The following is a 14,597-nucleotide window of genomic DNA, read 5'->3' as shown; positions in this document are numbered from 1 at the left end:
TGGCGTGCGCCTCCCCGGGCTCGATGAGGGTGCGGGCTCGGTCGGTGTGCTCTCCCGGCCGAGAGGAGCGCGAGTAGTCGGCTGCCCGGCGGGGCGGAAGGGCTCGCCTACACTGGGGAACCGTGTCAGACAGCAACCCGATCACCGACGAGGCCGTCTCCGCAGCGGTCGCCGATGCCCTCGCCGCCATCGCTGCGGCGGACGACTCCGCCGCACTGAAGGCGGCCAGAGCCGCCCATCTCGCCGAGGGCTCTGCCCTCGCCCGGCTGAACGCGCAGATGCGCTCCGTCCCTCCCGAGCACAAGGCTGCCTCCGGCAAGATCATCGGCGGCGCCCGCAAGCAGGTGGGCGACGCCTACGCCGCTCGGGAGGCCGAGCTGGTCGCGGCCGAGGAGTCAGCGGCCCTCGAGGCCGAGCGGGTCGACGTGACCGCGGGGGCGAGCTTCGTGAGGCGCGGAGCGCGCCACCCGCTCTCGCTGCTCCAGGAATCGATCGCCGACGTCTTCGTCGGCATGGGGTGGGAGATCGCCGAAGGACCCGAGCTCGAGAACGAGTGGTTCAACTTCGACGCCCTCAACTTCGACGAGGACCACCCGGCCCGCGCGATGCAGGACACTTTCTTCGTCGACCCGGTCGGCTCCCACCTGGTGCTGCGCACGCACACATCGCCCGTGCAGATCCGCTCGATGCTCGAGCGACCGCTGCCGCTCTACGTCATTGCTCCGGGCCGCGTGTACCGCACGGATGAGCTCGACGCGACGCACACCCCCGTCTTCACGCAGTTCGAGGGCCTCGCGGTCGACCGTGGGCTCACGATGGCGCACCTGCGCGGCACGCTCGAGCACGTCGCACGGATCCTGTTCGGCGACGACGCCAGGATCCGCCTGCGTCCCAACTACTTCCCCTTCACCGAACCCAGTGCCGAGCTCGACGTCTGGCACCCCACCTTCGTCGGCGGCGCCCGCTGGATCGAGTGGGGCGGCTGCGGCATGGTCAACCCGAACGTGCTCCGCGCCGCCGGCATCGATCCGGATGAGTACTCCGGGTTCGCGTTCGGCATGGGGATCGAGAGGACCCTGATGTTCCGCAACGACGTGAAGGACATGCGGGACATGGTCGAGGGTGACGTCCGCTTCAGCGAGCAGTACGGGATGGTGATCTGATGCGCGTCCCGCTGAGCTGGCTCGGGGAGTACGTCGACCTCGAGCATGACGTCACGACCGAGGCCGTGCACGCGGCCCTGGTGTCGGTCGGGCTCGAGGAGGAGGACGTCCACCGCTTCGAGGTGACGGGCCCTGTAGTCGTGGGCGAGGTCCTCGACCTCGCGCCGGAGCCGCAGACGAACGGCAAGACGATCAACTGGTGCCACGTCCGCGTGGCTCCTGCCGGGCAGCGGGCCGCCGACGGCGGTGAGGACGTCCGCGGCATCGTGTGCGGCGCCCACAATTTCACGGTCGGGGACAAGGTCGTGGTCTCGCTCCCGGGCGCGGTCCTGCCAGGTCCGTTCCCGATCTCGGCGCGGAAGACGTACGGGCACGTCTCCGACGGGATGATCGCGTCGAGCCGCGAGCTGGGGCTCGGCGACGACCACGACGGCATCCTGCGCCTGGCGACCCTCGGAGTCGACGCGGAGCCGGGCGCCGACGCGATCGCGCTCCTCGGACTTGATGACGCGGCGGTCGAGGTCAACGTGACGCCCGACCGCGGCTACGCGTTCTCGATCCGCGGAATCGCCCGCGAGTACGCCCATGCCACCGGAGCGGCGTTCCGTGATCCCGCGCACGCCGTGCTCGCGTACACGCGGTCGGAGTCTGCTCCGGTCTTCCCGGTGACGGTCGCCGATGAGGCGCCGATCCGCGGGCGCGTCGGCTCGTCCGTCTTCGTCACGCGCGTCGTCCGCGGAGTCGACACCTCCCGACCCACTCCGCCCTGGATGCTCGCGCGGCTCCGCCTGGCCGGAGTCCGCTCGGTCTCGCTGGTGGTGGACATCACCAACTACGTGATGTTCGAGCTCGGCCAGCCGCTGCACGGCTACGACCTCGCAACGCTCAGGGGAGGCATCGTGGTGCGTCGCGCCGGCCGCGGTGAGACCCTCGAAACGCTCGACGGGCAGACCCGCCGACTGCACGCAGAAGACCTGGTCATCGCGGACGACGCCGGTGCGATCGGTCTCGCCGGTGTCATGGGAGGCGCGCGGACGGAGATCTCGGCCGGCACCTCCGACGTGGTGATCGAGGCCGCCAACTTCGACCCGGTGTCGGTCGCCCGCACGGCCAGGAGACACAAGCTGCCCAGCGAGGCCTCGCGCCGCTTCGAGCGCGGCGTCGACCCGCTGGTGGCTCCCGTCGCCGCCGCCCGCGCCGTGCAGCTCCTGGTCGACCTGGCGGGCGGTACGGCCGACGAGCTCGGGTCGGTGCTCGCCGACCCGCGCACGATCGAGCCGATCGAGCTGCCCGACGGCTACGTCTCCGGGCTGATCGGAGTCGAGTACGCGCCCGAGGAGATCCGAGGTGCGCTCGCCGAGATCGGCGCCTCCGTCGAGGCAGGCGGAGCGGGCCTGCTGGTCGCGCCGCCGAGCTGGCGCCCGGATCTCACCGATCGGGCGACCCTCGCCGAGGAGGTCGCCCGGATCACCGGGTACGACCGCATCCCCGCGATCCTGCCCGTCGCGCCTCCTGGACGCGGGCTGACCGCAGGGCAGCGCCTGCGCCGTACCGTCGCCCAGGCGCTCGCCGCCTCGGGGCTGACGGAAATCCTCTCCTACCCGTTCCTCTCGCGGCCGATCAACGACCGGCTCGGGTCGCGACGGGCGAGCCGCAGGAGCAGATCACCCTCGCCAACCCGCTGGATGCGACCGCCGCCCAGCTGCGGATCTCTCTCCTCCCCGGTCTGGCGCAGGCCGCTGCGCGCAATCGCTCCCGCGGACTCGTGGATCTCGCGGTCTACGAGCTCGGTTCCGTGTTCCTCCCGGAGAGAGGGCGGCCGTTCGGGTCCGACGCGCTTCCGGTCGGCGGTGCCCGCCCGCCCGCGGAGGTCGAGGCGGCGCTGAACGCCGGCATCCCGCCACAGCCGCTGCACCTCGCGGCGCTGCTCACAGGCTCGGCACTCCTGCGTCAGCCGGGAGTCGCCGGCCGCGACGCCGACTGGCGCGACGCGCTCGACGTCGTCCGCACGATCGCCGCTGCCACCGGCGCGGACCTCGTCCTGCGCCAGGGCTCGCATGCGGCTCTGCATCCGGGCCGCACCGCCGAGATCCTCTTCGACGGTGCCGTGATCGGACACGCGGGCGAGCTGCTGCCGGCGCTCGCCGACGAGCTCGACCTGCCACGACGTGTCGCCGTGGTCGAACTCAGCCTCGAGCCGGTGATCGCACGCACCGGAGCGGTCCTGGTCGCCCGCCCCGTCGGCTCCCTCCCGGCCGCCACACAGGATCTCTCCCTCGTCGTGCCGATCGAGACCGCCGCGGGCGACGTGCGTGCTGCCGTCCTCGAGGGGGCGGGCGCGCTGCTCGAGGCGATCCGTCTCGTCGACGACTATCGCGGCTCCGGACTGGCGGAGGGCACGAAGTCGCTCACCTTCGCACTGCGCTTCCGCGCCGCCGACCGGACCTTGACAGCGGCCGAGGCCACTGCGGCCAAGGAGAGCGGAGTGCGGCTCGCTGCGGAGCGCTTCGGCGCCCGGCTGCGGGAGTGAGCGACCAGCGGCACCGGGCGAGGCCGCCGATCCGCACCGGCTAGGCTCTCGGGCATGACTTTCTCCGTGGCGGTGGCCGGTGCGAGCGGGTACGCGGGCGGCGAGCTCCTGCGTCTGCTCGCGGATCACCCCGAGTTCGAGGTGCGCACGGTGACCGCGCACGCCAATGCCGGGCAGCCGCTCGTCGCCGTGCACCCGCACCTGCGGTCTCTGCGCGAGCTCGTCCTCGTCGACACCAGCACCGAGAACCTCGCCGGCCATGACGTGGTCTTCCTCGCGCTGCCGCACGGCAAGTCCGGCGAGATCACCGCGACCCTGCCCGACGACGTCCTGGTCGTCGACTGCGGCGCCGACCACCGGCTGACCGATCCGCAGGACTGGGACGACTACTACGGCGGAGCCTTCGCCGGCGCCTGGCCGTACGGCCTTCCCGAGCTGCTCCTGGGAGGTGGCGGACACAAGCAGCGCGATCGGCTGGCGGGGGTGCGTCGTATCGCCGTCCCGGGCTGCAACGTGACGGCCGTCACCCTCGGCCTCGCCCCCGGCCTGCACGCCGGTGTCATCGAACCCTCCGACCTCGTGTCCGTGCTCGCCGTGGGCCCCTCGGGCGCCGGGAAGAGCCTGCGCACCGACCTGCTCGCCAGCGAACTCCTCGGGTCCGCCCATGCCTACGGTCTGGGAGGAGCCCACCGCCACAATCCCGAGATCCGGCAGAACCTGCTCCTGGCGGGGGCGGGGCCGGTCTCGATCTCGTTCACGCCCGTGCTCGTCCCGATGGCGCGGGGCATCCTCGCCACCTCGACGGCCAGGCTGGCCCCCGGCGTCTCGGCGCAGGACGTCCGCGCCGCGTGGGAGACCGCCTACGGCGACGAGCTCTTCGTGCAGCTGCTGCCCGAGGGCTCCTTCCCCCGCACGGCCGACGTCGTCGGAGCGAACACCGCTCTGCTCGGCCTGAGCATCGACGAGCGCGCCCGTCGGGTCGTCGTCGTCTCGGCGATCGACAACCTGGTCAAGGGCACGGCCGGGGCAGCCCTCCAGTCGACCAACATCGCCCTCGGGCTCCCCGAGTCCCTGGGCCTCAGCATGAACGGAGTCGCTCCGTGAGCATCACTGCAGCAGCAGGATTCACCGCCGCCGGTGTCGTCGCCGGGCTCAAGTCGACCGGTGCGCGCGACGTCGCGCTCGTGCAGAACCTCGGCCCGCTGCAGTCCGCGGCGGCGGTCTTCACGAGCAACCGCTGCAAGGCCAACCCCGTGCTCTGGAGCGAACAGGTCATCGCGGACGGCGTCGTCTCGGCGATCGTGCTCAACTCCGGCGGTGCCAACTGCTACACCGGGGCGCAGGGCTTCCAGGTCACCCACCGCACCGCCGAGCTCGTGGGCGAGCACCTCGAGGTCTCGGCAGGTGATGTCCTCGTCTGCTCCACTGGCCTGATCGGCGATCAGCTCGACCTCGCGAAGCTCACCGCGGGCGTGAGGGACGCGTCGGTCGAGCTCGAGACGGGCGCGGAGGCGGGCGAGGCGGCGGCCCGCGCCATCATGACGACCGACACGGTCCCCAAACAGGCGACCGTGCGCTCCGAGCAGGGCTGGAGCGTCGGCGGCATGGCGAAGGGCGCCGGCATGCTCGCTCCGGGCCTGGCGACGATGCTCGTGGTCATCACGACGGACGCGGCCCTCGACTCCGTCGACCTCGACGCGGCGCTGCGCGAGGCGACCCGGATGAGCTTCGACCGGCTCGACTCCGACGGCTGCATGTCGACGAACGACACGGTCGCACTGCTCGCGAGCGGCGCGAGCGGAGTGACCCCCGACGCGGCCGGATTCACGGCTGCGCTGACCCAGGTCTGCCGAGACCTGACGCTGCAGCTCCAGGCCGACGCCGAGGGCGCCGCTCACGACGTCGCCATCCGCGTGCTGAACGCCGCCAGCGAGGACGAGGCCGTCGACGTCGCCCGGGCGGTCTCGCGCAGCAACCTCTTCAAGGCCGCGATCTTCGGCAACGATCCCAACTGGGGCCGGGTCCTCGCGCCGTGGGCACCACCGACGCGCAGTTCGACCCGTACGGCATCGACGTCGCCATGAACGGCGTCCAGGTCTGCCGTGCCGGAGAGTCGCACGAGAGCCGCGACCTCGTCGACCTCACCCCGCGGGGGGTGTCGGTCGACATCGACCTGCACGCCGGCGATGCGACGGCGACCATCTGGACCAACGACCTCACGCACGACTACGTGCACGAGAACTCGGCCTACTCGAGCTGAGGCGACGATGAGAGACGAGACCCCCACTGCGGAGGAGAGCCGTGCGCTGCGCGACGCGGCCCCCGGCAAGGCGGCGACCCTGATCGAGGCGCTTCCCTGGCTGCAGAGCTTCCACGGCCGAACCATGGTGATCAAGTTCGGCGGCAACGCCATGGTGTCGGAGGAACTGCAGCGAGCCTTCGCCCAGGATCTCGTCTACCTCCGCTATGCCGGCATCCGCCCGGTCGTCGTGCACGGCGGCGGCCCGCAGATCTCGCGGATGCTCGACCGGCTCGGCATCGCGAGCGAGTTCCGCGGCGGATACCGGGTGACGAGTCCCGAGGCGATGGAGGTGGTGCGCATGGTGCTCACCGGCAGCATCAGCCGCGACATCGTGCGGCGCATCAACGAGCACGGCCCTCTCGCCGCGGGGATCTCGGGTGAGGACGCGGGGCTGTTCGTCGGCCGCCGGCGCGGCGTCGTGATCGACGGGGAGGAGCACGACCTGGGCCTTGTGGGCGACGTGATCGCGGTCGATCCCGCAGCGGTGCTCGCGCAGCTCGAGGCCGGGCGGATCCCGGTCGTCTCCTCGATCGCCCCCGATTCCGACGACCCGACGCAGTCGCTCAACGTCAACGCCGATGCCGCCGCGGCCGCCCTCGCCGTCGCGCTGGGCGCCGAGAAGCTCGTCGTCCTCACGGATGTCGCCGGGCTCTACTCCGACTGGCCCGACCGCGAGTCCCTCGTGTCCCACATCCGCTCCGACGAGCTCGCGGCGCTACTGCCCTCCCTCGAATCGGGGATGATCCCCAAGATGACCGCGTGCCTCGACGCCGTGCTAGGGGGAGTGCCCAAGGCCGCCATCATCGACGGCCGGATCCCGCACTCGATCCTGCTTGAGGTGTTCACCTCGGAGGGGATCGGCACCGAGGTCGTCGCCTCCGGCGATCCGCGCGACCGGGAGCGAATGTCGGGCCGCTGATCTTCAGCGGCCCCGGCTCCGCGCGTCCACCCGTCCGGGTGGCGCTCCGACGGCCCTCGAGGCCGGACCGCTCCGATCGAAAGGCCCCCATGTCCACGCCCTCCGTCCCGACCGCGTCGCACACCGAGTCGGCGCGCGACCACTACTCCGCCACGATGATGCAGACGTTCGCGCCGCCGCTCGCGGTGCTCGAGCGCGGTCGGGGCTGCCGCGTCTGGGATGTCGACGGTCGCGAGTACCTCGACTTCCTCGGCGGCATCGCCGTCAATGCGCTCGGTCACGCGCATCCGGTCTTCGTCGAGGCCGTCTCGCGCCAGGCCGGCGCGCTCGCGCACGTCTCCAACTACTTCGCCACCGCGCCGCAGATCGAGCTGGCCGACACCCTCCGGAGGCTCACTGGCGCGGGTGCCACCGGCCGGGTCTTCTTCGCCAACTCCGGGACGGAGGCGAACGAGGCGGCCTTCAAGCTCGCCCGGCTGAACGCGGCGGGCGGTCGGCACCGCATCCTGGCTCTGCAGAACGCGTTCCATGGACGCACGATGGGCTCGCTCGCGCTGACGGGCAAGGCTGCGATGCGCGCCCCGTTCGAGCCGATGCCGGGCGGCGTCGAGCACATCGACGCGAGCGTCGAAGCGCTCGAGGGCGCGCTCGACGACTCTGTTGCTGCGCTGGTCGTCGAGCCGATTCAGGGGGAGGCGGGCGTGATCCCGCTGCCCGCCGGCTTCCTCGAGCGGGCCAGGGAGCTCACACACCAGCACGGAGCGCTGCTCATCGTCGACGAGATCCAGACCGGAATCGGTCGGACCGGCCGCTGGTTCGCCTATCAGGCGGCAGACATCCTCCCCGATGCCGTCACTCTGGCGAAGGGGCTCGGCGGAGGCTTCCCGATCGGCGCGCTCGTCACCGTTGGCGCCGCCTCCGATCTGCTGCAGAAGGGCCATCACGGCAGCACTTTCGGCGGCAATCCGCTCGCGACCGCGGTCGCCGCCGCCGTGATCGCCGAGATCGAGCGGGCCGACCTGCTCGCCAACGCGCGCGTGCGCGGGGCTCAGATCGTCGAAGCGGTGACCGCGCTCCGCTCCCCACTGATCGGAGGCGTCCGAGGCGCGGGCCTGCTCCTCGGCCTCGCCCTCACTCGCCCGGTGGCTGCCGACCTCGCCGGGGCCGCACTCGAGGCCGGGCTGATCGTGAACGCAGCGAACGAGTCCAGCATCCGTCTGGCGCCGCCGCTGATCGTCACCGCCGCCGACGTCGACGAGTTCGCCGACCGCCTCGGCCGTGCCCTGCACTCCCTCTGACCCTGCACCTCCCACCGAAAGCGACCAGTACCGTGACCCGCCACTTCCTCCGCGACGACGACCTCACCCCCGCCGAGCAGGCCCAGATCCTCGATCTCGCGCTCGAGCTCAAGCGCGACCGCTTCGCGCGGAAGCCGCTCGCCGGTCCGCAGACCGTCGCCGTGATCTTCGACAAGTCCTCCACCCGCACCCGCGTGTCCTTCGCGGTCGGCATCGCCGACCTGGGCGGGAGCCCGCTGATCATCTCGACCGCGAGCAGCCAGCTCGGGGGCAAGGAGACCGCATCCGACACAGCGCGGGTCCTCGAGCGCCAGGTCGCGGCCATCGTGTGGCGCACCTTCGCGCAGTCCGGTCTGGAGGAGATGGCGCGGGACACCCGGGTCCCTGTGGTGAATGCGCTCTCGGATGAGTTCCACCCCTGCCAGCTGCTCGCCGACCTGCTGACGATCCGCGAGCACCGCGGACGCCTCGCAGGCCTGACCCTCACCTTCTTCGGCGACGGGGCCAGCAATATGGCGCACTCCTACCTCCTCGCCGGTGCGACGGCGGGCATGCACGTGCGCATCGTCTCCCCGGAGTCGTACACACCGTCGTCGTCGGTCCTCGCGGACGCGAGCGCATCGCCGCGACGACAGGCGGCTCTGTGCTCACCACGACCGATCCTGCGGAGGGCGCGGCGGGCTCGGACATCGTCATCACCGACACCTGGGTCTCGATGGGCAAGGAGGACGAGAAGGCCGAGCGCGTCGCGACGTTCGGGGCCTACCGCGTCGACGTCGACACCATGGCCGCCGCCGTCCCGGACGCGCTGTTCCTGCACTGCCTCCCCGCCGATCGCGGCTACGAAGTGACGGCCGACGTCATCGACGGCCCGCAGAGCGTCATCTGGGACGAGGCGGAGAACCGGCTGCACGCGCAGAAGGCACTCCTGGTGTGGCTCCTCGAGCGCGCCGGCAGCGTCGGCACCGCTGCGTAGACTCGACTGCCGACACCGAGGAGAACCATGACGGAACGACCCTCCGCCCGCGCGGGCGAGGCCGGGGCCCTGTGGGGCGGGCGCTTCGCCGGCGGCCCGTCCCCCGAACTCGCCGCCCTCTCGAAATCGACGCACTTCGACTGGCAGCTCGCGCCCTATGATCTCGCCGGATCTCGGGCGCACGCCCGTGCGCTCGCGGCCGCAGGCTACCTCGACGAGGCCGAGCTGATGGGAATGCTCGACGCGCTCGATCGGCTGGGCACGGCCGTCGCCGACGGCAGCTTCACGGCAGAGGAGGCCGACGAGGACGTCCACGGTGCCCTCGAGCGGGGTCTGATGCTCGAGGCGGGCCCGGCGCTCGGCGGCAAGCTCCGCGCCGGGCGCTCGCGGAACGACCAGATCGCGACCTTTGTGCGGATGTATCTCCGCGATCACGCCGTGATCGTCTCGGAGCTGGTGGTGCAGCTCATCGACGCTCTCGCTGCCCAGGCCACCGCGCATCCGACCGCGATCATGCCCGGGCGCACGCACCTGCAGCACGCGCAGCCCGTCCTGCTCGCTCACCACCTGCTCGCCCACGGCTGGGCTCTGCTGCGCGACCTGGAGCGTCTGCGCGACTGGACCGCGCGCGCCGACGTCTCGCCCTACGGCTCCGGAGCACTCGCCGGTTCGACGCTCGGGCTCGACGCCGAGGCGGTCGCCCGTGACCTGGGCTTCGCGGAGAGCGTGCCGAACTCGATCGACGGCACCGCCAGTCGCGATCTCGTCGCAGAGTTCGCCTTCGTCGCCGCGATGGTCGGAGTCGACGTGTCGAGGATCGCCGAGGAGGTGATCCTCTGGAACACGCGGGAGTTCGCCTTCGTCACCCTCGACGACGGCTACTCGACCGGATCCTCGATCATGCCGCAGAAGAAGAACCCCGACATCGCTGAGCTCGCGCGGGGCAAGGCCGGCCGTCTACTGGGCAACCTGACCGGGCTACTGGCGACTCTCAAGGCGCTCCCGCTCGCGTACAACCGCGACCTTCAGGAGGACAAGGAGCCGGTCTTCGACTCGGTGACGACCCTCGAGGTTCTGCTCCCGGCCTTCAGCGGGATGATCGCGACACTCACCTTCCACACGGACCGGATGGCCGAGCTCGCGCCGCAGGGCTTCTCTCTTGCCACCGACGTCGCCGAGTGGCTCGTGAAGAAGCACGTCCCCTTCCGTGACGCGCACGAGATCACAGGTGAACTGGTGAAGCTCGCTGAGTCGCGCGGCCTCGGGCTCGACGGGCTTGACGACGACACGCTCGCATCGGTGTCCCCGTCGCTCACCCCGGATGTCCGCTCGGTCCTCAGCATCGAGGGTTCGGTCGCGAGCCGCGACGGCGTCGGAGGGACGGCCCCTGACCGCGTCGCGGAGCAGCTCGGCCGGCTCACCGAGCGGGTGCGTGTCGTCCGCGCTGCTCTCCGCGGAGAACGCGCATGACCCTCGGCGGGGCGCCGGGCGACGAGGGCCGTCCACCGCTGCGGCCCTGGCAGCAGCGGACCCTCGTGATCGTCGCGACGGTTGTGATCGTCGCGGTGATCATCGTCACGCTGGTGTCGGGGCAGAGCTTCTTCTAGGCGTGTCGATCCCGGATCTGTCCCGCTCGGCGCTCGAGGTCGCGCCGGAGCTGCTCGGCTGCGTCCTCCTGCACCGCACCGAGGAGGGCGTGGTCGGTGTTCGCCTGACCGAGGTGGAGGCGTACCTGGGCACGGGAGAGGATCCCGGCTCGCACGCGCACCGCGGCCCCACCCCGCGGACCGCACCGATGTTCGGTGCGCCCGGCTCGGTCTACGCCTACTTCACCTATGGGATGCACACCTGCGTCAACATCGTCTGCTCGCCCGCGGGCACCGCCTCCGCCGTGCTGGTGCGCGCGGGCGAGGTGGTGGTGGGGGAGGAGCTGGCACTGGCGCGCCGCGGATCGGTGCCGATCAGGGACCTCGCTCGCGGTCCGGCGCGACTGGCGAAGGCGCTCGGGGTGCGGCTCGCCGAGTCCGGGGATCCGCTCGGCGCGGCGTTCGAGTTGCGGGGGGCACCGTCGCCGGCCGCGGTCGTCGCGACCGTGCGGACGGGCGTCTCCGGTCCGGGCGGCGGCGAGGAGTACCCCTGGCGCTTCAGCATCCCGGGCGACCCGACCGTCTCGCCGTACCGGGCGGCTGCGCCGCGGCGTGGATCCGGGAGTGTTCGGCGCTGAGCTCAGCCGACGAGGTAGAGGCGGGCGAGCACTCCGAGTGCCGCTGACCACGCAAGGCTCGCCAGGGTGCCGATGATGAATCGCTCTCGCGCCTCCGGTGAGGCGAGTTCGCTGAACCGGCCGACGCCCTTGATCGCGACCACCACGGCGATGCCCTCCGGCAGCCCGCTCATCAGCGCGCCCGCGGTCGTGATCCGTTCCAGCACGCCGATGGTCGTGCCGCCGCGGAGCACCTCGATCGGCTGGCCGACGGCGGTGGGCGTGCCCGACGTCGAGGGGCGGGATGCTCCCGCCACCATGATCCCGCCGTGCCGGCCCGTGCGCGCATCGGCGGTCGCGAGGTCGAGGGTGAGCAGCACGACGGGCCCACCGCCGACCACGGCCAGCGCGAAGGCCAGGACCGCGACCAGTACCGTGTGCGCGGGAGGAGCCGAGACTCCGGCGATCGCCGTCAGCAGGAATGCCGCGCCGGTCGAGCCGAGCCCGATCCACGCCAGCTGCGGCCGGCGCAGCCGCACCGCGAGCACAGCTCCGATCAGACCGGCGAGCAGCACGAGCACGACGCCTGTCCACGAGGCTGACTGCAGCGCGGAGGCGAGGAGCAGCGCGGGGGAGCCGGGGGTCTCCGTCATCGGGAGGTCCTCTCGTCGGTGGGGTCGGGGGTCGGATCGAGCGTACGGTCCACCACCGTCAGCAGGCGCGCGATCGCGTCGCGTGCCGGTCCGTCGACGCGGCCGCTCGCGGCGCGCACCCGCAGGCTCACGGCCTGGGGGCTGACGGCGAGGCGCTCGGCGGCGTCCTTCTGCGAGAGTCCGCTCTCGAGCAGATCGATGATCTGCCAGCCGGCGTCGGTCCGGGAGTCGCGCAGCAGCAGGAGCGGATCGATCAGTGCCTGCACATCGGCGGTCGTCGCGTCGTGCCTCCGGGTGCGTCGGGGTCGAGGGAGAAGCGGGTCGGCCGGCCCTTGGCCGCCTCGACCGCACGGCGGGCCGCGAAGTACGCCTCGCCCCGTGCTGCCCGGGTGGTGGCGGGGAGCGGACGCTCGACCGAGCCGACGCCGAGTCCGATGCTCCAGTGTCCAGCGCGGTGCAGCTCGAGCACGAGCGGGACGACCGCCTCCGCCCGATCGAGGACGACCTGGAACTCGTCGCCGGCCGTGCGCTCCGGGGGGAGGACGAACGACGCGCCCGCCTCCGAAACCAGGTGCCCGATGGTGTGCTCCACGCGGTCGTCGTCGTGCCGACTGTCGCGCTGATCCGCGGTGATGACGAACATGGGACCTCCGCGATCAAGTATCAACACTTGATCTGCCTGAATCAAGCCCACAGGCTTGCCCTGATCGCTCAAGCATCCCGCCGTCGCGCTACCCTGGAGCCGTGACCGACCAGGACGTCCAAGGTTCCGCGACGACCCCGCTGCTCGACCGCTCCTTCGATTCCGTCTGGGACGAGCTCGTGTGGCGCGGCTCCGTCCACGTGTCGACCGATCGCGATGCGCTCAGAGAGGTGCTCAGCGGGGACCCGGTCACGTACTACTGCGGGTTCGACCCCACCGCCCCGAGTCTGCACCTCGGCAACCTGGTCCAGCTCATCGTGATGCGCCGGCTCCAGCTCGCGGGCCATCGACCGCTCGGACTGGTCGGAGGCTCCACCGGTCTGATCGGCGACCCGCGACCGACCGCGGAGCGGACGCTGAACTCCCGTGAGACCGTCACCGACTGGGTCGAGCGCCTCCAGGTGCAGGTCTCGCGTTTCCTGGCCGTCGAGGGTGGCAACGGCCTGCGCCTGGTCAACAACCTCGACTGGACGGCACCGCTCTCGGCGATCGACTTCCTCCGCGAAATCGGCAAGCACTTCCGTGTCGGCACGATGATCAAGAAGGACGCGGTGAGCGCACGGCTCAACTCGGACGCGGGGATCAGCTACACCGAGTTCAGCTACCAGATCCTGCAGGGACTCGACTACCTCGAGCTGTACCGGCAGTACGGATGCGTGCTGCAGACCGGAGGAAGCGACCAGTGGGGCAACCTCACCAGCGGGACCGATCTGATCCACCGCACCGAAGGGGTCTCGGTGCACGCGATCGGCACGCCGCTCGTGATGAACTCCGACGGCACCAAGTTCGGCAAGAGCGAGGGCAACGCCGTCTGGCTCGACCCGGAGTTGACCAGCCCGTACGCGTTCTACCAGTTCTGGGTCAACACCGACGATCGGGACGTCGTGGACCGGTTGAAGGTCTTCACCTTCTTGCCGCGCACCGAGATCGAGCGGCTCGAGCGGGCGAGCGTCGACGAGCCCTTCCGTAGGGAGGCGCAGCGCGCCCTGGCGTGGGAGGTGACCTCTCTCGTGCACGGCGCCGACACGACGCGCTCGGTGATCGACGCGGCGACCGCGCTCTTCGGCAAAGGGGCGCTCGAAGACGTCGACCCCGCGATCCTGCGCGGAGCGCTGGAGGCGGTCCCCACTGTCGAGGCTGAGCCGACCACTCCCGTCTTGCAGGCGTTCCTCGAGACCGGACTCGTGTCGAGCATGGGGGAGGCTCGACGCGCGCTCGCGCAGGGTGGGCTCTCGGTGAACAACTCGCCCGTACCCTCGGAGTCGACCCTGCTCGGCGAGCTCCCGCTGATCGAGGGCATCGCGGTCCTGCGCCGCGGCAAGAGGAGTTTCGCCGGGGCCTTCGTCCGCTGAGGCGACTCGGCAGGCAGGTCGCCCCGTGCCGGCGTCGAAACGCGACACGCCCGGGAGACGCCTGATTTGCCCGCCGCAGGAGCGCCGACGTAGTGTAACTCCTCGTCACCCCAAAGGAGCGGCAAGCGAGAGTACGGCGCAGAGCGCCAAGACCAGCTGGCCCACCTCAAGAGGGGACCATCTCCTCACCTCCTAACATCTGTTAGAGATTCGTCTCTTGAAGACCAGGGATCGTGAGCGTAGGATGTAGAGCCTCCACGGGATCTCGGTCCCGGCTTCGTTGTTCGGCTTGATGGCCGCGCAGGGGTGGAGCGAGACGATCCTCGATCGTACCGCGGACATCACGAAGAAGCCGGATTTGACACGGCCCGCGGGTGTGCTAAGTTAGTCGAGTTGCCACGGGGCGATCGGAACCTCGGTTCCGACTAGCCTAACCGGTATCGGCGAGTAAGACAAATCGAACGGTTCAGGCCTTCGAGGTGCAGTACTTGTAAGACT

General features: G+C 71.1%; 11 protein-coding genes and 3 pseudogenes. 11 read left to right on the top strand and 3 right to left on the bottom strand.

The window, feature by feature from the left end; all coding sequences use genetic code 11:
• The first annotated feature begins 122 nt into the window (after positions 1–122).
• The 10 genes and pseudogenes from pheS (at position 123) to ACH61_RS00975 (ending at position 11,412) form a co-directional block, all read left to right on the top strand.
• Positions 123–1,163, top strand: coding sequence for a phenylalanine--tRNA ligase subunit alpha (gene pheS / locus ACH61_RS01015; protein ID WP_068207478.1), 1,041 nt, complete (start codon positions 123–125; stop codon positions 1,161–1,163).
• Positions 1,163–3,693 (top strand): annotated as a pseudogene (pheT, locus tag ACH61_RS01010) (phenylalanine--tRNA ligase subunit beta). The gene pheS and the pseudogene pheT overlap by 1 nt, the downstream one beginning before the upstream one ends.
• 54 nt (positions 3,694–3,747) lie before the next feature.
• Positions 3,748–4,797 (top strand): N-acetyl-gamma-glutamyl-phosphate reductase, encoded by a 1,050-nt coding sequence (argC, locus tag ACH61_RS01005; RefSeq protein WP_068207474.1) that lies wholly within the window; start codon positions 3,748–3,750, stop codon positions 4,795–4,797.
• Positions 4,794–5,953: pseudogene (gene argJ, locus ACH61_RS01000) on the top strand (bifunctional glutamate N-acetyltransferase/amino-acid acetyltransferase ArgJ). Before argC ends, argJ begins: the two are co-directional and overlap by 4 nt.
• A gap of 7 nt (positions 5,954–5,960) precedes the next feature.
• Positions 5,961–6,914, top strand: coding sequence for an acetylglutamate kinase (gene argB / locus ACH61_RS00995; RefSeq protein WP_068207471.1), 954 nt, complete (start codon positions 5,961–5,963; stop codon positions 6,912–6,914).
• Between the two features lie 89 nt (positions 6,915–7,003).
• Positions 7,004–8,212, top strand: coding sequence for an acetylornithine transaminase (locus ACH61_RS00990; RefSeq protein ID WP_082844908.1), 1,209 nt, complete (start codon positions 7,004–7,006; stop codon positions 8,210–8,212).
• 32 nt (positions 8,213–8,244) lie between these two features.
• Positions 8,245–9,188: pseudogene (gene argF, locus ACH61_RS00985) on the top strand (ornithine carbamoyltransferase).
• A gap of 27 nt (positions 9,189–9,215) precedes the next feature.
• The gene (gene argH / locus ACH61_RS00980) at positions 9,216–10,658 is read left to right on the top strand and encodes an argininosuccinate lyase (protein WP_068207469.1); all 1,443 of its coding nucleotides are present in this window, start codon (positions 9,216–9,218) and stop codon (positions 10,656–10,658) included.
• Entirely contained in the window at positions 10,655–10,795 is a 141-nt protein-coding gene (locus tag ACH61_RS17190) for a hypothetical protein (RefSeq protein ID WP_158286135.1), read from the top strand. Before argH ends, ACH61_RS17190 begins: the two co-directional genes overlap by 4 nt.
• 2 nt (positions 10,796–10,797) lie before the next feature.
• Entirely contained in the window at positions 10,798–11,412 is a 615-nt protein-coding gene (locus ACH61_RS00975) for a DNA-3-methyladenine glycosylase (RefSeq protein ID WP_068207466.1), read from the top strand.
• Between the two features lie 2 nt (positions 11,413–11,414).
• Here the strand turns inward: ACH61_RS00975 and ACH61_RS18050 are convergent, their stop codons facing one another.
• The 3 genes from ACH61_RS18050 to ACH61_RS16635 are packed head-to-tail and all read right to left on the bottom strand — an operon-like array spanning position 11,415 to position 12,687.
• The gene (locus tag ACH61_RS18050; RefSeq protein WP_068207463.1) at positions 11,415–12,044 is read right to left on the bottom strand and encodes a hypothetical protein; all 630 of its coding nucleotides are present in this window, start codon (positions 12,042–12,044) and stop codon (positions 11,415–11,417) included.
• Positions 12,041–12,310, bottom strand: coding sequence for a hypothetical protein (locus tag ACH61_RS16640; RefSeq protein ID WP_153038769.1), 270 nt, complete (start codon positions 12,308–12,310; stop codon positions 12,041–12,043). The genes ACH61_RS18050 and ACH61_RS16640 overlap by 4 nt, the downstream gene beginning before the upstream one ends.
• Positions 12,298–12,687 carry a hypothetical protein gene (locus ACH61_RS16635; RefSeq protein ID WP_153038768.1) on the bottom strand — a complete coding sequence of 130 codons (390 nt, stop codon included), beginning with the start codon at positions 12,685–12,687 and terminating at the stop codon, positions 12,298–12,300. Before ACH61_RS16635 ends, ACH61_RS16640 begins: the two co-directional genes overlap by 13 nt.
• Before the next feature lie 101 nt (positions 12,688–12,788).
• On the opposite strand from ACH61_RS16635, the gene tyrS reads away from it, so the two are divergent.
• Positions 12,789–14,099 (top strand): tyrosine--tRNA ligase, encoded by a 1,311-nt coding sequence (gene tyrS / locus ACH61_RS00960; RefSeq protein WP_068207461.1) that lies wholly within the window; start codon positions 12,789–12,791, stop codon positions 14,097–14,099.
• Positions 14,100–14,597: the final 498 nt, after the last annotated feature.

This window comes from Rathayibacter tanaceti (assembly GCF_001634385.1).
In the GTDB taxonomy this organism is placed as follows: Bacteria; Actinomycetota; Actinomycetes; order Actinomycetales; family Microbacteriaceae; genus Rathayibacter; species Rathayibacter tanaceti.
This window is presented reverse-complemented; position numbering and strand designations above follow the sequence as displayed.